Below are 18,080 nucleotides of genomic sequence, written 5' to 3' on the forward strand. Positions count from 1 at the left end.
CGGCCATCGAGCGCCGGATCATGACCGGAACGGCCGGCACCGGTTCATGACCGGAATCCCTGGGGGTCCGTGCCCGGAATCCCCCGGTGCCGGGCGGTCGCGGAGGGGCGCGGGAGGCCCGTGGTCCGTTCCTGACCGGTCCCGCGCACCTGAGAGAATGAGGGCATGGCCTCTGACAGTCCCCGCGTGCTCTCCGGCATCCAGCCCACCGCAGGCTCGTTCCACCTCGGCAACTACCTGGGCGCGGTGCGCCAGTGGGTGGCGCTCCAGGAGACCCACGACGCGTTCTACATGGTCGTGGACCTGCATGCGATCACGATCCCGCAGGACCCGAAGGAGCTGCGGGCGAACACCAGGCTGGCCGCCGCCCAGCTGCTCGCCGCCGGGCTGGACCCCGACCGCTGCACGCTCTTCGTCCAGAGCCATGTCCCCGAGCACACCCAGCTGGCGTGGGTCATGAACTGCCTCACCGGCTTCGGCGAGGCGTCCCGGATGACCCAGTTCAAGGACAAGTCCGCCAAGCAGGGCGCCGACCGCGCGTCCGTGGGCCTGTTCACGTATCCGATCCTCCAGGTCGCGGACATCCTGCTGTACCAGGCCAACGAGGTGCCGGTGGGCGAGGACCAGCGGCAGCACATCGAGCTGACCCGGGACCTCGCGGAGCGTTTCAACGGCCGCTTCGGCGCCACGTTCACGGTCCCCAAGCCGTACATCCTCCGGGAGACGGCGAAGATCTACGATCTCCAGGACCCGTCGATCAAGATGAGCAAGTCGGCGTCCACGCCGAAGGGCCTGATCAACCTGCTGGACGACCCCAAGGCCACCGCCAAGAAGGTCAAGAGCGCGGTCACCGACACGGACACCGTGATCCGCTACGACGCCGAGCACAAGCCGGGCGTCAGCAACCTCCTCACCATCCACTCGACCCTCACGGGTACGGGCATCGAGGAGCTGGAGAAGCAGTACGACGGCAAGGGCTACGGCGCGCTGAAGACGGACCTCGCGGACATCATGGTCGAGTTCGTCACACCCTTCCGGGAGCGCACCCAGCAGTATCTGGACGACTCCGAGACGCTGGACGCGATCCTGGCCAAGGGCGCGGAGAAGGCCCGCGCGGTGGCCGCCGAGACGCTGGCCGCGGCGTACGACCGGGTGGGCTTCCTGCCGGCCAAGCACTGAGCCCGCGCCGGGCGGGCACGGGGTCGGGCGCCGGGTGAGCGGGGCGTGTGCCCCTTACCCCCGCACAGCGCTGCATATCACCTTGCCTGCGCCTGCCCAGGGCCCCGCCGTGGTCGTACAGTCGATAGCCGGACGGCCGCGCGAGGGGCGGCCCCTGCGCGAAGAGACGGCACGGCGCGACCGGCAGCAGTATCCGATGTATCCGGCACGACGACAGGAGACGACGTGGGGACCGTAACGATCGGTGTGTCGATCGCGGTCCCGGAGCCTCACGGCAGCCTGCTCCAGCAGCGGCGCGCGGGCTTCGGCGACGCCGCGGCGCACGGCATTCCCACCCACGTCACCCTGCTGCCGCCCACCGAGGTGGACGGCGGGCTGCTCCCGGCGATCGAGGCGCATCTCGTCCAGGTCGCGGGCACCGGGCGCCCCTTCCCGATGCGGCTGTCCGGAACCGGTACGTTCCGCCCGCTCTCCCCGGTCGTGTACATCCAGGTCGTGGACGGCGCCGACACCTGCGCCCGGCTCCAGCAGCAGATCCGGGACGCCTCCGGTCCCGTCGCGCGCGAGCTGCTCTTCCCGTACCACCCGCATGTGACGGTGGCCCACGGCATCGACGAGGCCGCCATGGACCGCGCGTACAAGGAGCTGGCGGGTTACGAGGCGCAATGGCCGTGCACCGGCTTCGCCCTCTATGAGCAGGGCCCCGACTCCGTGTGGCGCAAGCTCCGCAAGTTCGCCTTCGGTACGCCGGTCGTGCCGCCGCAGGCGTCCGCCCCTGCCGAGCGGGGTCCCCTGCCCGCGCACTGACGGCGCCCCATGTGCCGCCTCCCGGAGCCGTGCCCCAAGGACCGGGATACGGAGGCCGGGACACGGAGGCCGGGGCGCGGGGTCAGAGCGGCAGCCTTCTGAAGGCGGCCCTGGGCAGATGCCGCAGCGCCGCCATCATCACCCGCAGCCCGCCCGGCACCCACACGGTCTCCGAGCGTCGGCGCAGTCCCCGTTCGACGGCGGTGGCCACGGCTTCCGGGGTGGTCGTCGGCGGGAGCGCCTCCCGCGCGGCGGTGGCTCTGGTCCGGACGAATCCGGGGCGTACGACCATGACGTGCACGCCGGTGCCGTAGAGGGCGTCGCCCAGGCCCTGGGTGAAGACGTCCAGGCCGGCCTTGCTGGAGCCGTAGATGAAGTCCGAGCGGCGGGCCCGCTCACCGGCGACGGAGGAGAGCACGACCAGGGAGCCGTGGGCCTGGTCCTGGAGGGCGCGGGCGCTGATCAGGCCCGCGGAGACCGCGCCGGTGAAGTTGGTCTGGACGACTCGTACGGCGTCGATCGGTTCGCGCTCGTCCCTGGCCTGGTCGCCGAGGACGCCGAAGGCGAGCAGCACCATGTCGACGGTGCCTTCCGCGAAGACCTTGCCGAGCACGGCCTCGTGGGAGGCCGGGTCCAGGGCGTCGAAGGCGACGGTGCGGACGTCCGCGCCGAGTGCGCGCAGAGCGTCGGCGGACTGTTCCAGTGACGGGGAGGGACGTCCGGCGAGCCACACCGTGCGGGTGCGGCGGGCGATCAGACGGCGGGCGGTGGCGAGCGCGATCTCGGACGTGCCGCCGAGCACGAGGAGAGACCGGGGAAGATCGGGGTTTTCCCTCATGAGGCTCCGGACGACGGGGAGACGCGCGGTGTCGGCAAGCATGTCGGTGACCGTATCGCCCTATATGCCGGAGTTCAGTTGGTCGACGCGGTGAACCATGACGCCCCTCCCCGAAACGGGTGATTAGTGGTACGTCCTTCCCTGTTCCCGGGGTTCGGGTGGCCCGTTTTCGGCGTGCTCGGACATCGGCCGCGTACAACGGGGGCAGAGTCGGATCATGGACTGGCTGAAAAAGCTCCCGCTCGTCGGGCCGGTCGTCGCGCGCCTGATGACCACGCACGCCTGGCGGTCGTACGAGCGGCTCGACCGGGTGAAGTGGACGCGCCTGGCTGCCGCGGTGACGTTCATCAGCTTCATCGCGCTGTTCCCGCTGCTCACGGTGGTCGCTGCGATCGCCGCCGGAACACTCAGCGCCAGTCGGCGGGCCGAGCTGGAGGAGAAGATCGCCGACCAGGTGCCCGGCATCTCCGACCAGCTCGACATCGGCAGCCTGGTCGACAACGCCGGCACCGTCGGGCTCGTCGCCGGTGCGGTGCTGCTGTTGACCGGGATCGGCTGGGTCGGCTCCACCCGGGACTGTCTGCGCGCGGTGTGGGAGCTGCCGGACGCCGAGGAGAACCCGATCCTGCGCCGCGGCAAGGACGCGGGGGTGCTGCTGGGGCTCGGCGGCGCGCTGCTGATCACCCTGGTCGCCTCCACCGTCGGCACCGCGCTGGTGGGCTGGATCGTCGACCATCTGGGCATCGACGAGGCGGGCTGGGGGAGTGTGCTGCTGCGCGTCGCCGCGTTCGCCGTCGCCGTCCTCGCGGACTTCCTGGTCCTGCTCTACGTCCTCACCCTGCTGCCCGGCGTCGAGCCGCCACGCCGCCGGCTGATCGAGGCGGCCCTGATCGGCGCCGTCGGCTTCGAACTCCTCAAGCTGCTGCTCAGCGGCTATATCCAGGGCGTCGCCGCGAAGAGCATGTACGGCGCGTTCGGTGTGCCCGTCGCCCTGCTCCTCTGGATCAACTTCACCGCGAAGCTGGTGCTGTTCTGCGCGGCGTGGACGGCTGCGCGGAACGGTGAGGCGGAGGCGCCGCAGGAGACGGAAGCGGCCCGCGAAGCAGGCACACAGGAAGGCGCAAAGGGAGAAGGCGCAGAGGAAGGCGCAAAGGAAGAAGGCGCAGAGGAGGGCGACAGTGAAGCCGCCTCCAAGGGGCCCGCTTCAGCCGAGCAAGAAGACGAGCAAGAAGACGAACAAGGCAAACAAGATGAACTAGGTAAAAGGGGTGAACAGGGCGAACAAGGGGGGTCGGAGTCGCCGAAAGGCCGGGACTGACCCGTCGGCCACCGCGCCCCCCGAACCCGGGCGGAGCCCCCGTCACCGCCTCCGGCGTACCAGCTCCGGCAGCGGCCAGCGGCGGGTCACCAGGAACGCGGCGCCGGCCAGGAGGGCGAGGACGCCGCCCGTGATGCCCAGGGCCACGCCCATGCCGCCCGAGCCGGTGCTCGCGGCGTCGGCGGCGACCGGGGCCCCGGAGGCGTCGCCGGTGCCCCCGGCCTCGCCCGAGCCGCTCCCGGCGCCGGACGCGGTCGATCCGGGCTGTGGCTCGGCGCCCTTGGGGGCGACCAGTTCGCCGATCGGCTGGACCTTGCCCGCCGCCTTGAAGCCCCAGTCGAACAGCTTCGCGGTCTCCTTGTAGACCTGGTTGGTCGCCTTGGTCTCCGGGTTCATGACGGTGACCAGCAGCACCCGGCCGTCCCGCTCGGCGACCCCGGTGAAGGTGGCGCCCGCGTTGGTCGTGTTGCCGTTCTTGACGCCCGCTATGCCCTCGTACTGGGGCAGGCCGTAGTCACCGGTCAGCAGCCGGTTGGTGTTCTGGATCTCGAAGGACCCCCGGGTGGTCTTGCCCTTCTTGTTCTTCTTCGTCTCGCCGGGGAAGTCGGCGGTCGCCGTCGCCGCGTACTCGCGGAAGTCCTTCTTCTGGAGCCCGGACCGGGCGAACAGTGTGAGGTCGTAGGCCGAGGAGACCTGGCCGGGGGCGTCATAGCCGTCCGGGCTGACCACCTGGGTGTCGAGCGCCTGGAGCTCCTCGGCGTGCTCGTTCATCTCCTGGACGGTGTTCTGCACACCGTCGTTCATCGCGGACAGCACATGGACCGCGTCGTTGCCCGAGCGCAGGAAGACACCGAGCCACAGGTCGTGGACCGAGTACGTCTCGTTCTCCTTGATGCCCACCATGCTGGAGCCCGCCCCGATGCCCGCCAGATCGGAAGGGACGACCTTGTGCTTCTCGTCCTTGGGGAACTTCGGCAGCAGAGTGTCCGCGAACAGCATCTTCAGCGTGCTCGCCGGGGCCAGCCGCCAGTGCGCGTTGTGCGCCGCGAGCACCTCGCCGGACTCGGCGTCGGCCACGATCCAGGACCGCGCGGAGACGTCCTTGGGGATCACCGGCACGCCCGGCGCCAGATCCACCTGGGTGCCGGGCCGGCCGAGCCGCTCGCCACCCACCGTGGACATGGTGGCCGGGGGCGTCGCCGACGGGGTGGCCGAGGGGCTGGTGGACGGACTGGGCGCCGCCACCGCCGCGGGTGCGGTCAGCGACAGGGTCAGCAGCGTGGCGGAAGCGACCAACAGGCTGCGCCTGGCGGTCGGCTGGTGAGCGGACACGACCGAGAACGTACAGGGGCGACCTGTGGAAGTCCCACCCCGCTCCTCACCCCGAAAACGGAACCGGACACCTGCCGGTGATACTGAACGTATGAAACTCAGCCGCCCCGTCTCCTGGTTCCTGCTCGCGTTCGGGGTGTGGAGCTGGTTCATCTGGGTCACTTTCGTCAAAAACTTGATCAACGACGGCAGCGGGCTCGCGTTCGACGACGGTCAGCCGACGGCGTACTTCTGGGTGCACCTGACACTGGCGATCGTCTCCTTCGTATTGGGGACGGTCGTCGGGGGGATCGGGTTGCGTTCGGTCCGCGCACTGCGTCACACGTCATAAGGCGCACGTCACAAGGGCCCCGCCCCCCAGCGGAAGAAGCCCCCCACCACCTCACAAGCGGCCCCCACCGCCGCTGAGCAGCCCCCTGCACCGCACAAGGAGCCCCCCCACCGCACCAGCGGCCCCCGTCACGGCACGAGAAGCCCGCCACCCCCGGCGTGCACGCACCACCGCCCCACCCTCATCAAGCGCCCCGACCGGCGCCGCACAGCAAGGGACAACAACAGCGTGGTCTTCGTCTTCGTGTTCGCCGTCGTGGGTGTCCTGATCGCGGCGAACTGGTATCTGTGGCGCCGCCTGGTGCGGGACACCACCAGCGGCCCCGGCTGGCTGCGCCGGGGCGGCGCCCTGCTGATAGCCGGGGGCTGGGTGCTGGCCATCGCAGCCCTGGTCGCCGAGCGCACCGGTGCCCCGTTCGTGGTCCAGCAGATCCTGGCCTGGCCGGGCTTCCTCTGGCTGGCGCTGTCGATCTATCTGCTGCTCGCGGTCCTCGTGGGCGAGATCGTACGGCCGCTGCTGCGCCGCTACCTGGAGCGGCGCAGGCCCGCCGCCGTGCCCGAGGCGGTACGCGACACCCAGCCCGTCCCGGCCACGGCCGCCACGCCGAACGACCCGCCCCGGTCCGTCGGCGACACGCCCGGCCTCCCCGAGGACGCCCCCGACGGCACCGGCGACACGCCGTCCCCGCGTCTGGTGGCCGCCCCCTCGCGCCGCCTGTTCGTCTCCCGTGTGGTCGCCGGTGCCGCCGCGGCGGCGGCCGTCGGGACCGTCGGCTACGGCACCTACGGCGTCCTGAACGGGCCGAGCATCCGCCGGGTCACCGTCCCGCTGGCCAAGCTGCCGCGGTCGGCGCACGGCTTCCGGATCGCCGTGGTCAGCGACGTCCACCTGGGCCCCGTACTCGGCCGCGGCTTCGCCCAGAGGGTCGTGGACACGATCAACTCGACCCAGCCCGATCTGATCGCCGTGGTCGGCGACCTGGTCGACGGCAGTGTCAAGGACCTCGGCCCGGCCGCCGCGCCGCTCGCCGGACTCCGCGCCCGCCACGGCACCTACTTCGTCACCGGCAACCACGAGTACTTCTCCGGCGCCGAGCAGTGGGTCGAGGAGGTCCGGCGGCTCGGTATGACCCCCCTGGAGAACGCCCGCACCGAACTGCCCCACTTCGACCTCGCCGGAGTCAACGACGTGGCGGGCGAGAGCGAGGGCCAGGGCCCGGACTTCGGCAGCGCGCTCGGCGACCGTGACCGCACCCGCGCCTGTGTGCTGCTCGCCCACCAGCCGGTGCAGATCCATGATGCCGTCGACCATGGGGTCGACCTCCAGTTGTCCGGCCACACCCATGGCGGACAGCTCTGGCCCGGCTCCTTCCTCGCCGCCGCGGCGAACCCGACGGTGGCGGGCCTGGAGCGGTACGGCGACACGCAGCTGTACGTCACCCGGGGCGCGGGCGCCTGGGGCCCGCCCACCCGGGTCGGCGCGGAGTCGGACATCACGGTGATCGAACTGGCGTCCCGCCAGGCGTGACCGGCGGTGGCGGGCGGGCCCGGCGACCGACGCCGCCCCGACCACCGGCGTCCCGCGCCCCGAGCCCGGCCGGAACTCGCCCGCACTGCCGTCGCCGCCCTGGTCCCGGTTGGACCCCCCGTCTCGCTATCGCCGTCCCGGTCCCGGTTGGCCCCCCCGTACCGCCGTCGCCGCCCCGGTCCCGGCTGGACCCCCGCACTGCCATCGCCGGCCCGGTCCCGGCCGCCCCCCGTACCGCCGTCACCGCCCTGGACCTGACCGGAACCCGCCAACACAGCCGTAGCCCCCGGCCTGACCGAAACGTGTCCCTGCCAACCGTCGCCGCACAGCCCGCTCACCGCTGATCCGCAATCGGCCCACCCTCGCCGCACAGCCCCGTCCGTGCCGCTCCGGGCGCCGCCCCAGGGTCCTCCTTCAAGTTTCTTCCATGCCACCCCGAAGACCCTTCCCCCGCCGGAAACCTCTGTGATTGGGTGACTTCGCCACCAGGGGAGGTGGCTTCTCGCTGAGGCTCTGGGGAGGGCTGGGCGATGCGATCCGTCCGGATGCGGATTCTCACGCTGATTCTCGTACTGGCCGCGGCCGGGGCCGCCGCCTGGCAGTTGGTGCCGTCGAATGAGGACCACGGCAGGACGATCACCGTCGGCACCACCGACGGGGTCACCTCACTGGACCCGGCCGGGGCCTACGACGCCGGGTCCTGGGCGTTGTTCAGCAATCTCTTCCAGTCACTGCTGACCTTCGATCCCGGCGGCACCGCGCCCGTCCCCGACGCGGCCGAGAGCTGCGCCTTCACCGACACCGGCCTCCAGACCTACCGCTGTGAGCTGCGCTCCGGGCTGACTTTCCCGAGCGGCCGGGAAGTGACCGCGGAGGACGTGAAGTTCTCCATCGACCGGGTGCTGCGGATCAACTCCGACGTCGGCCCCGCGCCCCTCTTCGAGACCCTGGAGGCGGTCGGCGCGCGCGGGAACACCGTCACCTTCCGGCTCTCCGCGGCCGACGCGACCTTCCCCTACCGGCTGGCGACCGGCGCCGGAGCCATCGTCGACCCCACCCGGTACCCGGCGGACGCGCTGCGCACCAAGCCCGGCGCCGACGGCACCGGGCCCTACCGGCTGAAGTCGTACACCAAGGACAAGAGCGCGGTCCTCACGCCGAACACCGCCTACCAGGGCGCGGTGGACGGCACCAGGCGCCCCGTCGAGGTGCGCTACTACACCGACTCCGCCGCCCTCGACCGCGCCTACAAGGCGCGCGAGGTACAGGTCGCCACCCGGCAGCTGCCGCCCGAGACGCTCGCCGGGCTGTCCGCCAGCGACCCCGACCAGCGGGTCTCCGAATCGGACAGCTCCGAGACCCGGAACCTGTACTTCAACACCCGTGACGGCTCCCCGCTGCACGATGTGCGGGTCCGCCAGGCGCTGGCCTGGCTGATCGACCGGGACCGACTGGCCGCCGGTGTCTACCAGGGCACGGTCGACTCGCTGTACTCGCTGATCCCGGCCGGGATCAACGGCCACACCACCTCGTTCTTCGACGAGTACCCCACCCAGGACCCCGGCAAGGCGCGGGAACTGCTCACCGAGGCCGGGGTCTCGCTGCCCGTCTCCTTCACCCTGTCCTACGGCCAGGGCCGGGGCGCCGCCGCCGAGGAGGCCGCCGAGCTGAAGCGGCAACTGGAGGCGGACGGGCTGTTCCGGGTCACGGTCAAGGGCTACGAGTGGACCGAGTTCCAGGAGCGCTGGGCGGACGGGAAGCTCGACGCGTACGCCGTCGGCTGGGTCGCCGACTATCCCGACCCGGACACCTTCGGCGCGCCGCTGATCGGCACCGGCTCGACCATGAACACCGGCTACAGCGACAAGACCGTGGACCGGCTGATCAAGGAGGGCCAGCGGTACGCCGACCGGGGCCGCGCCGCCGACGACTTCAGCGAACTCCAGGACCTCGTGGCCCGTGACGCGCCGGTGATCCCGCTGTGGCAGCGCAAGGAGTACGTGGTGACGGACGAGACGGTCGGCGGTGGCCAGGACCTCACGGACGGCACCGGGGCGTTCCGGCTGTGGCGCCTGGACTGGATCTGACGGGGCCGCCAGCCCACGTGACGGGGCAGGCCGCCCACGAGATGAGGCCGCCCGCCCATGTGACGGGGCAGGCCGCCCACGCGACGGGCCCGCCCGCCCACGCGATGGTGCCGCCCGCCCACGCGATGAGGCAGGCCCCTCCACCGCCGGGGCCGCTCACACCTCCGCCGGAACCCGCGCGGGCAGCGTCACCGTCACCGTCAGCCCTTCCCCCAGTGCCGTCCGCACGCCCACCTCCCCGCCGTGTGCCCGGACCACGCCCTGCACGATCGCCATGCCCAGACCGCTCCCCGCCCCGCCGCCCGCCCGGAAGAACCGGTCGAAGATCCGGGCCGCGTCGGCTTCCTCCAGCCCCGGCCCGTCGTCCGCCACGGACAGCCGCACCACCTCGCCCACCCGCTCCACCGCGAGCCGGACCGGCACCTCCACCGCGGTGTGTATCCGTACGTTGGCCAGCAGATTGCCCAGCACCTGGCGCAGCCCGGACTCGTCGGCGCGGACCAGCAGCGCGCCCTCGGCGACGACGGACACCGGACGCTCCGGCTGCTGCACCCGCAGATCCTCCGCCGCGTCCCGGACCAGCCGGCTCAGATCGACGTTCCTGAACCGGAGTTCGGGCCGCTGGTCGAGCCGGGCCAGGGTGAGCAACTCGTCCACCAGACGGCCCATACGGTCCGCCTCCGCCATCATCCGGTCCCACGCCCGTCTGCGGTCCTCGGGCGCCCGCAGCATTCCCTGGTCATACAGCTGGAGATAGCCGCGGATCGCCGCCAGCGGCGTACGCAGCTCATGTGAGGCGTCTCCGACGAAGCGGCGCAACTGGGCCGCGCTGTCCTCGCGGGTGCGGTACGCCGACTCCACCTGGTGGAGCATGGAGTTGAGGGCCAGCCGTAGCTGCTCGACCTCGGTGGTGGGATCGCGGCGGAAGGGGACCCGCCGGGTGAGATCGCCCTCGGCGATGGCCGTGGAGGTCTCCACCATGTCCTCAAGGGGCCGCAGATGGCGGCGCACCGACCACATCGTCCCGCAGGCCAGGACGGTCAGCAGCAGCGCCCCGACCGCGAGGTCCATCCGCAGGGCGCGCTGCATCCCGTCGTTGAGGGCCTCGACGGACATGGCCATCAGCACGACCGTGCCGTCGTCGAGCTGGACGCCGATCAGCCGCATACGTTCGCCGTCGACATCGAGATCGCGGGGGGTCGGGGAGGCGGCGACGGCGTTCGCGTCGGGCACGGCGGCGGCGATGGCGCGCTGGCGGGGCGTGGGCTCCAGCGGGCCGACGGCGACCGGCCGGCCCTCGGCGTTCACCACCACGAACACCGAGTTGGGGCTCGGCAGGGACTGCCGCTCCCAGGTGCCGCCGAACTTGTCCAGCGCGATGCCGACCTGGCTCAGCGACTCGATCTGGCGCAGGCTGAACCCGCCGGTCTCCAGCGACGCGCGCGAGTTGGTCAGCTCGGAGTCCACCTTGTCCAGCAGATAGTGGTGCGCGGTCTTCAGGCTGATGGCCGTCGCACAGGCGATGCCGAGGGCGAGCAGCAGGACACCGCCCACGGTCAGCTTCAGCCGCAGCGAGCGCCGGCCGTGGCGCCTGGGGCGCAGGAGAGCGCGCAGGATCAGGTTCCGTCCCGTCATGCCAGTCCGTACCCCACGCCCCTGCGGGTGGTGATCAGCGGCGGGCCCAGGGCGGCCAGTTTGCGGCGCAGATAGCTGATGTAGGTCTCCACGACCGTGGACTCCGGCGGGGTGTGCTCGTACTGCCAGACATGGCGCAGGAGTTGCTCCTTGGGGACGATCCGGCCCGCGTTGCGCACCAGGAACCGCAGCAGCGCGTACTCCGTGGGGGTCAGCTCGACGGTCCGGTCCGCGCGGCGCACCGAGTACGTCGTCTCGTCCAGCTCCAGGTCCCCGTACCGCAGGGGCGGGCGCTGGGGGAGGACGTCCACCGGGCGGGTGCGGCGCAGGACCGCGGTGATCCGGGCGACGACCTCGTCGATGTTGAACGGCTTGGTGATGTAGTCGTCGCCGAAGCCGAGGGCGCCGACGATCTCGGCCGGGGAGTCACGGGCGGTGAGGAAGACCAGGGCGAGATCGGGGCGGCGGGTACGCAGCTCACGGCCGAGGGCGCGGCCGTCGCCGTCCGGCAGCATCACGTCCAGCAGGGCCGCGTCCGGACGGACCCGCTCGGTGAGCGCGAGGCCCTCACGGACCGTGCCGGCCGTCATCACCTCGAATCCGTGGAAGCGCAGCGCTATGGCGAGGACGTCCGCGATGGATTCCTCGTCCTCCACGACCAGCACGGTGCCAGCAGCCGTCGACATGCCTCCCAGTATCGGCGGGCGCACTGACAACGGCCCCCGCCCGCGCTTTGGAGTTCCTTGAGAGTCATGGCCGGTTCATGTCGCCGGGCGCCGCCGCGGCCAATTCTGGTGCCGGGACCCGGGGGACAGACCGAGTGAAGGAGTGTGAGCGTGGCGGCATGGGCACGGTGGTGCTATCGACGCGGCCTGGTGGTCCTGGTGTTGTGGGTGGGCGGGCTGGTCGGCCTGGGCTTCGCGGCCACGGCGGCGGGCGCCGACTACGCGGATGTGTTCTCCCTCCCGGACACGGACTCCACGAAGGCCGTCCAGCTGATGGAGCGGGCCTTCCCGCAGACCGCGGGGGACACCGACACGGTGGTCTGGAAGACCGAGTCGGGATCGGTACGGGACGCGGACGTACGGGCCCGGATCGAGCCCGTGCTCGCGGAGATCGGCCGTATGCCGGGCGTCGGCGAGGTCGCCGGGCCCTACGACGGTGACCGGGGCGCGGCCCGGATCAGTGAGGACGGGCGGATCGCGTACGCCCAGATCACCTTCGCCGAGCTGGCGAACGCGATCCCCAAGAGCCTGGTCGAGGACGTGGTCGACACCGCGCGGTCGGCGGAACGCGCCGGGCTCCAGGTGGAGCTGGGCGGCCAGGCCGTCGCCCGGGTCCAGGAGCCGCCGACCGGCACGGCCGAACTGGTCGGGATCGCGGCGGCGGCGATCGTGCTGTTCCTGGCGTTCGGCTCGCTGTTCGCGATGCTGCTGCCGATCGTCGTGGCCATCGCCGGGGTCGGCACCGGCATGTTGGCGACGACGCTGGTCAGCCATGTCGTCGATGTGCCGGAGGTGGCACCGCTGCTGGGCTCGCTGATCGGGCTCGGCGTGGGCATCGACTACGCGCTGTTCATCGTCACCCGGCACCGGCGGGGCCTGCTGCGCGGGATGAAGCCGCAGGAGGCGGCCGTGACCGCGCTGAACACCTCCGGGCGGGCCGTGCTGTTCGCGGGCGGCACGGTGTGCATCGCGCTGGCCGGGATGCTGGTGATGAACATGCGGTTCCTGGACGGCGTCGTCGTCGCGACCTCCCTGACCGTCGTCCTCAGCGTCCTGGCCGCCGTCACGCTGCTGCCCGCGCTGCTGGGGATGCTCGGCACGCGGGTGCTCAGCAGGCGGCAGCGGGCGCGGCTCCGCGCGGCGGGCCCCGAGCCGGCCGAGGCCGGGGGACCGGCGGCGCGCTGGTCGGCGTATGTGCAGCGGCGACCCCGGGCGATCGCCGCCGGGGCGCTGGTGGTGATGGCGGTGCTGGCCGTGCCGGTGCTGTCGCTGCGGCTCGGCGCCACCGACCAGGGCAACCACCAGGACACCACGACCACCCGGCAGGCGTACGACCTGCTCGCCGAGGGCTTCGGACCGGGCTTCAACGGCCCGCTCCAGGTGGTGGTGGACGGCCCGGCGCCCGCCTCGCTCACCGAGGAGATCCGCGCCCTGGAGGGGGTCGCCCAGGTCGAGGCGGCGCCCCCGGCGAACGAGGTGACGGTCATCCAGGTGGTGCCGACGACCTCCCCGCAGTCCGAGGAGACGGACCGGCTGATCGATCTGCTGCGCGACGAGGTCATCCCCGCGTCCGGCGCCGAGGCACATGTGGGCGGGGTCACCGCCGTCTTCAAGGACTTCGCGTCGGTCACCGGGGAGCGGCTGCCGTACTTCGTGGCGGCGATCATCGCGCTGGGGTTCCTGTTGCTGATGGTCGCCTTCCGGTCCCTGGTGGTGCCGTTGACGGCGGCCCTCATGAACCTGATCGCGGCGGCGGCGTCCTTCGGCGTCCTGGTGGCGGTCTTCCAGTGGGGCTGGGGCACGGAGCTGCTCGGTATCGGCAAGGAGGGCCCGATCACCGCGTTCCTGCCGGTCATCATGCTGTCCCTGCTCTTCGGGCTGTCCATGGACTACCAGGTCTTCCTGGTCAGCCGGATGCATGAGGAGTGGGTGCACACCAAGGACAACGCCCGCGCGGTGCGGGTCGGGCTGGCCGAGACCAGCCGGGTGATCAACTGCGCCGCGCTGATCATGATCTGTGTGTTCTCCGCGTTCGTCCTCAGCGGTGACATGGAGGGCGCCATGGCGGGCATGGGCCTGGCGGCGGCGGTCGCCCTGGACGCGTTCATCCTGCGTACGGCCCTGGTCCCGGCGGCGATGCACCTCCTGGGCAAGGCCAACTGGTGGCTCCCGGCGGGTCTGGACAAGCGGCTCCCGCATCTCGCCGTCGAACCGCGCGAGGCCCCGCCCGCGGAGCAGCCTCCTGGTCCGCCCTCCGTGATCCACGGCTTCATCCGGGACGCGGACGGCGCACCGGTCACCGACGTGTCCGTCGCCCTGCTCACCCCGGGCGGCCGTCGGCTCGACCAGGTGGTGTCCCTGGCGGACGGCTCGTACATCGTGGCCGTCCCGGGCCCCGGCCCCTACCTCCTGGCCGCCACGGCGCCTTCGTACGCGCCCCACACCCGTCAGGTACGGGCCGGAGAGGGGCCCGTCGTGTTCGACGTCGAACTGTCCGAGGCGACGGACGACGAGACGGACCCGGTCGGCCACCGGGCGGGCGGCCGGCCCTGAACGGGGCGGCCGGCCCTGAACGGGGCGCGGGAGGGGCGGGACCGTCAGGTTGGCCCGTCCCGCGCGGGCTGGCGCCTGCGAGGCCGCCCGGCTGACCCCTCCCGCGCTACCTGGCGCCTCCGAGGCTGCCCCTGGCTCACCCCCTCCGCGCCCCCGCCACCGCCCCCACCGAGGCCGCCCCCCTCAGCCCCCCACCCGCCCCAGTTCAGGCCGCTTGGAGTAGTCCGTGAAGCCGATGACATTGCCCCACGGGTCGCCGATCTCCACCGTCCACCCCGTGGCCACCGGGAACGGCGGGTCCAGCGGTGCCAGCCCGGCCGCGGCCAGCCGGTCGGCGACGGCCCGCGCGTCCGGCACCTCCAGCCACACCCTCGGCGACGGCCACGGCGGCGGCCGGTGCCCCAGGCCCTCCTCGTGCCGCAGCAGCACCCCGGGCGCCTCGGCGCCCACCCTCAGCAGCGCGATCCCGGCCTCGTCGAAGCGGAACCCGACCGTGAACCCCGCGCGTTCGTAGAACGCCACCGCGGCGCCGACGTCCCCGACCGGCAGCAGGACGTTGTCGAAGCCGAGCAGCTCGTACGACTGGTTGTCTGACATACCGTCAGAGTAGGCCGATCATCGGCCGTCACCCGGGATTGTCAGTGCCGCCCCGTACTGTCGTCGGCATGGGAATGGTGACGTTCGTCGACGAGACGACGACAGGGGACCGTACGGCGTCCTGGGGCCTGGAGATCGCCGAGGAGCGGCTCACCGTGCGGGAGCTGATCCGGCGCCGGGTGTTCCAGGAGGTGGCCGAGTTCAACGCCCGCACACCGGGTGTCTTCCAGGGGCTGGTGCAGCCCACGGACACCGAGCGCGTGCTCAACGGCTACGCGCTGCGCACCCCCCGCCGGATAGATCCCGAGGCCCAGTGCGAGCTGGCCCTCACGGCGTTCGCGGGGAACGGTTTCCTGGTGCTGGTGGGCGACCGCCAGGTCACCGACCCCGACCAGGAGATCGAGCTGACGCTGGGCACGGAGGTCACGTTCCTGAAGCTCGTCCCCCTGGTGGGTGGCTGATGGCCAGGACACCCGGCCGCTTCGCCGACGAAGTCCGCCCCGCGCTGGACCTGATCACCGCACAGCGGCTGGACGGCCTGGTGCCCGAGCTGCTGCGGCTCGCCGCCGTGGTCGAGGACCACTGGGGCTGGGAGGCCGCCCATGTCGTACGCGCCCTCCACAGCGCCGACCAGCCGTTCCGCTCCGCCCTGGTACGCGAGCTGGCCGCCCGCTACCACGCCGCCAGTGCCGGCTCGGCCGACCAGCGCCACATCGTCGTCCTGCTCGGCAACTTCCGGGCCGCCGACCTCGTCGTCGACCAGCCGCTCGACACCCGCGAGGCCCTCATGGAGCTGGCCGCCCAGCAGGAGGTGAACTACGACACCGGCCATCTGGTCCGGCTCGCCGAGTCGGCGCTCACCGAAGGGCGCCCCCTGCCCGCCCTGTTCGTCGCCCTGATCCGCCGCTCCTGCCTGATGGTGTGGCAGGGGAGCAAGGAGCTGGGCCCGCTGGTCGAGCGCATCGCCCCCACCTCCCCGGTCCTCAACCCCGGCGAGGCATGGGCGGACCGGGCGCTCGCCGACCTCGCGGACCTCGGCGAGGACTGGCGCGGGCTGGTCGCCCACGCCACCACGGCCAACTCCGCCCGCCCCAACGCCAAGTGGGAGCGGACGGGCCGCGCCCTGATCGACGCGGTCGGCGCGGGCTCGATGGGCCGGGTCCTGGAGTGGCTCCACCTGGTGGGCCGCCCCCGTACGGTCCCGCTGCTGCCCGCGCAGTACGCGGGCGACCCCAACGCCGGATTCGACCCGTACAACGCGACCGCCCTGCGCGGCCTGATCTGGCTGCTCTCCTTCCTCCCGGTCCCCACGGACTCCGGGACGGTCACTCAGGACCCCGGGACGGCCGCCCAGGACCCCGCCTCAGCCACCCCCGCCGCCGACGCCACGGCCGCCACCACGAACGACCCCGCCCTCACCCCCACCCCCACCACCACCGCCCGCACCCTGGGCACCCTCACCGAGACCGCCCTACGCCGCGTCCCCGGCGTCGGCCCCGTCAACCCCAAGGTCGCCAACGCCGCCGTCAACGCCCTGGCCCGGATCGAGCACCCCTCGGCCCTCGCCGAACTGGCCCGGCTCACCACCCGCGTCACCTACAAGGGCACCCTGAAGATCGTGGACGCGGCCCTGGACACCCGCGCCCAGGCGCTCGGCCTCAGCCGCGAGGAGATCGAGGAACTCGCGGTCCCGGCCTACGGACTGACCGGCGTCGGCCACGCCGAGCACCACCTGGGAGAAGCCAAGGCCCTCCTCCGCGTCCAAGGCGGCAAATCCGTCCTGACCTGGTCCAACGCCTCCGGCAAGACCGTCAAGGCGGTCCCCGCCGCCGTCCGTCGCGACCACGCCGACGAGCTGAAGGAGCTGAAGGCGGCGGTCAAGGACATCGACAAGATGCTCTCCGCCCAGAGCGAGCGCCTCGACCGCCAGTTCCTCGCCCGCCGCACCTGGCCCTACGCCGCCTGGCGTGAGCGCTACCTCGACCACCCCTTGGTCGGCACCCTGGCCCGCCGACTCCTGTGGACCGTCGACGGCACCCCGGTCGGCTTCGCGGACGGCGAGCTGCGCACCCTCGCCGACACCCCCGTCACCGAGGGTCGCGAGGTGACCGTCTGGCACCCGGTCGACCAGGAGCCCGCCGCCATAGCCGCCTGGCGCGACTGGCTGGAGCGGCACGGCATCACCCAGCCGTTCAAGCAGGCCCACCGCGAGGTGTATCTCCTCACCGACGCCGAGCGCGCGACCGGCAGCTACTCCAACCGCTTCGCCGCCCACATCCTGCGCCAGCACCAGTTCCACTCCCTCACCGCGATCCGCGGCTGGCGCAACAAACTCCGGCTCTGTGTGGACGACGAGGCGCCGCCCGCCACCCGCGACCTCCCCGAGTGGGGCCTGCGCGCCGAGTACTGGGTCGCGGGCGACGGCATGGAGTACGGCACCGACACCACCGAGTCCGGCAGCTTCCTGCGGCTCCGTACCGACCAGGTCCGCTTCTACCCGATCGACGCCCCGCAGAACTCGGCGCACTGCTGCGGCGGCGAGTACCGCATGTGGCTGCACCAGGGCGAGGACCCGGTGGCGGCCCTGCCCCTCACCGAGATCCCGCCCCTGGTCCTCTCCGAGGTCCTGCGGGACGTCGACCTGTTCGTCGGCGTCGCCAGCGTGGGCAACGACCCGACCTGGCAGGACGGCGGCCCCGAAGGCCGCTACCGCGACTACTGGACGTCGTACGGCTTCGGGGAGCTGAACCAGACCGCCGAGACCCGCCGCGCCCTGCTGGAGCGCCTCATACCCCGCCTCGCGATAGCCGACCGCTGCCACCTGGAGGGCCGCTTCCTGCACATCAAGGGCGAGTTGCACACGTACAAGGTCCACCTCGGCTCGGGCAACATCCTGCGGACACCGAACGACCAGTACCTGTGCATCGTCCCGAAGAGCGCCGCGGCCACCCCGGACTCCGGCTATCTCCCCTTCGAGGGCGACCGGATGCTCGCCGTCATCCTCAGCAAGGCGACCCTGCTCGCCGCCGACACAAAGATCACCGACCCGACGATCCTCAGCCAGCTCTAGCGCCAGGAAACGGCGAAGGGTCCTGCCCCAAAAAGGAGCAGGACCCTCAGAATCAGCCGGTCACAGCCTCACCCGGAGACG

Annotated in this window: 14 protein-coding genes; 9 read left to right on the forward strand and 5 right to left on the reverse strand. The window is 72.0% G+C overall.

The window, feature by feature from the left end; genetic code table 11:
- Positions 1-165 precede the first annotated feature (165 nt).
- Positions 166-1,179, forward strand: coding sequence for a tryptophan--tRNA ligase (gene trpS / locus AB0D49_RS03260; protein WP_362749844.1), 1,014 nt, complete (start codon positions 166-168; stop codon positions 1,177-1,179).
- Positions 1,180-1,404: 225 nt separating this feature from the next.
- Positions 1,405-1,986 (forward strand): 2'-5' RNA ligase family protein, encoded by a 582-nt coding sequence (locus AB0D49_RS03265; RefSeq protein WP_362749847.1) that lies wholly within the window; start codon positions 1,405-1,407, stop codon positions 1,984-1,986.
- Between the two features lie 82 nt (positions 1,987-2,068).
- On the opposite strand, the gene AB0D49_RS03270 is transcribed toward AB0D49_RS03265, so the two are convergent.
- Positions 2,069-2,824 carry an SDR family NAD(P)-dependent oxidoreductase gene (locus AB0D49_RS03270; RefSeq protein ID WP_362750747.1) on the reverse strand — a complete coding sequence of 252 codons (756 nt, stop codon included), beginning with the start codon at positions 2,822-2,824 and terminating at the stop codon, positions 2,069-2,071.
- Between the two features lie 217 nt (positions 2,825-3,041).
- Between AB0D49_RS03270 and AB0D49_RS03275 the strand changes: the two genes are divergently transcribed.
- The gene (locus AB0D49_RS03275; RefSeq protein WP_362749850.1) at positions 3,042-4,142 is read left to right on the forward strand and encodes a YihY/virulence factor BrkB family protein; all 1,101 of its coding nucleotides are present in this window, start codon (positions 3,042-3,044) and stop codon (positions 4,140-4,142) included.
- Between the two features lie 42 nt (positions 4,143-4,184).
- On the opposite strand, the gene AB0D49_RS03280 is transcribed toward AB0D49_RS03275, so the two are convergent.
- Entirely contained in the window at positions 4,185-5,474 is a 1,290-nt protein-coding gene (locus AB0D49_RS03280) for a D-alanyl-D-alanine carboxypeptidase (protein ID WP_362749853.1), read from the reverse strand.
- A 91-nt stretch (positions 5,475-5,565) separates the two neighbouring features.
- On the opposite strand from AB0D49_RS03280, the gene AB0D49_RS03285 reads away from it, so the two are divergent.
- From AB0D49_RS03285 to AB0D49_RS03295, 3 genes are all read left to right on the forward strand, one after another.
- On the forward strand, positions 5,566-5,805 hold the full coding sequence (locus AB0D49_RS03285) for a hypothetical protein (RefSeq protein WP_362749855.1): 240 nt from the start codon (positions 5,566-5,568) through the stop codon (positions 5,803-5,805).
- Between the two features lie 228 nt (positions 5,806-6,033).
- A complete protein-coding gene (locus AB0D49_RS03290; protein WP_362749858.1) occupies positions 6,034-7,332 on the forward strand; it encodes a metallophosphoesterase in 1,299 nt (432 codons plus the stop codon).
- Positions 7,333-7,877: 545 nt separating this feature from the next.
- A complete protein-coding gene (locus tag AB0D49_RS03295; RefSeq protein ID WP_362749861.1) occupies positions 7,878-9,419 on the forward strand; it encodes an ABC transporter substrate-binding protein in 1,542 nt (513 codons plus the stop codon).
- Positions 9,420-9,575: 156 nt separating this feature from the next.
- Here AB0D49_RS03295 and AB0D49_RS03300 read toward each other — a convergent pair whose 3' ends face one another.
- Positions 9,576-11,054, reverse strand: a complete 1,479-nt coding sequence (locus AB0D49_RS03300) for a HAMP domain-containing sensor histidine kinase (RefSeq protein WP_362749864.1) — start codon at positions 11,052-11,054, stop codon at positions 9,576-9,578.
- Complete coding sequence (locus tag AB0D49_RS03305; RefSeq protein WP_362749867.1) at positions 11,051-11,740, reverse strand: response regulator transcription factor; 690 nt, start codon at positions 11,738-11,740, stop codon at positions 11,051-11,053. Before AB0D49_RS03305 ends, AB0D49_RS03300 begins: the two co-directional genes overlap by 4 nt.
- A 150-nt stretch (positions 11,741-11,890) precedes the next feature.
- Here AB0D49_RS03305 and AB0D49_RS03310 point away from each other — a divergent pair, with 150 nt between their 5' ends.
- Positions 11,891-14,332 carry an MMPL family transporter gene (locus AB0D49_RS03310; RefSeq protein ID WP_362749870.1) on the forward strand — a complete coding sequence of 814 codons (2,442 nt, stop codon included), beginning with the start codon at positions 11,891-11,893 and terminating at the stop codon, positions 14,330-14,332.
- 183 nt (positions 14,333-14,515) lie between these two features.
- Here AB0D49_RS03310 and AB0D49_RS03315 read toward each other — a convergent pair whose 3' ends face one another.
- The gene (locus AB0D49_RS03315; protein WP_362749873.1) at positions 14,516-14,929 is read right to left on the reverse strand and encodes a VOC family protein; all 414 of its coding nucleotides are present in this window, start codon (positions 14,927-14,929) and stop codon (positions 14,516-14,518) included.
- A 68-nt stretch (positions 14,930-14,997) separates the two neighbouring features.
- Here AB0D49_RS03315 and AB0D49_RS03320 point away from each other — a divergent pair, with 68 nt between their 5' ends.
- Together AB0D49_RS03320 and AB0D49_RS03325 are read left to right on the forward strand one after the other, a co-directional pair.
- Positions 14,998-15,390, forward strand: coding sequence for a hypothetical protein (locus AB0D49_RS03320; protein WP_362749876.1), 393 nt, complete (start codon positions 14,998-15,000; stop codon positions 15,388-15,390).
- Positions 15,390-17,999 (forward strand): DUF4132 domain-containing protein, encoded by a 2,610-nt coding sequence (locus AB0D49_RS03325; RefSeq protein ID WP_362749879.1) that lies wholly within the window; start codon positions 15,390-15,392, stop codon positions 17,997-17,999. Before AB0D49_RS03320 ends, AB0D49_RS03325 begins: the two co-directional genes overlap by 1 nt.
- The last annotated feature ends 81 nt before the right edge of the window (positions 18,000-18,080 follow it).

Source organism: Streptomyces sp. NPDC048290 (assembly GCF_040652095.1).
Taxonomy (GTDB): Bacteria; Actinomycetota; Actinomycetes; order Streptomycetales; family Streptomycetaceae; genus Streptomyces.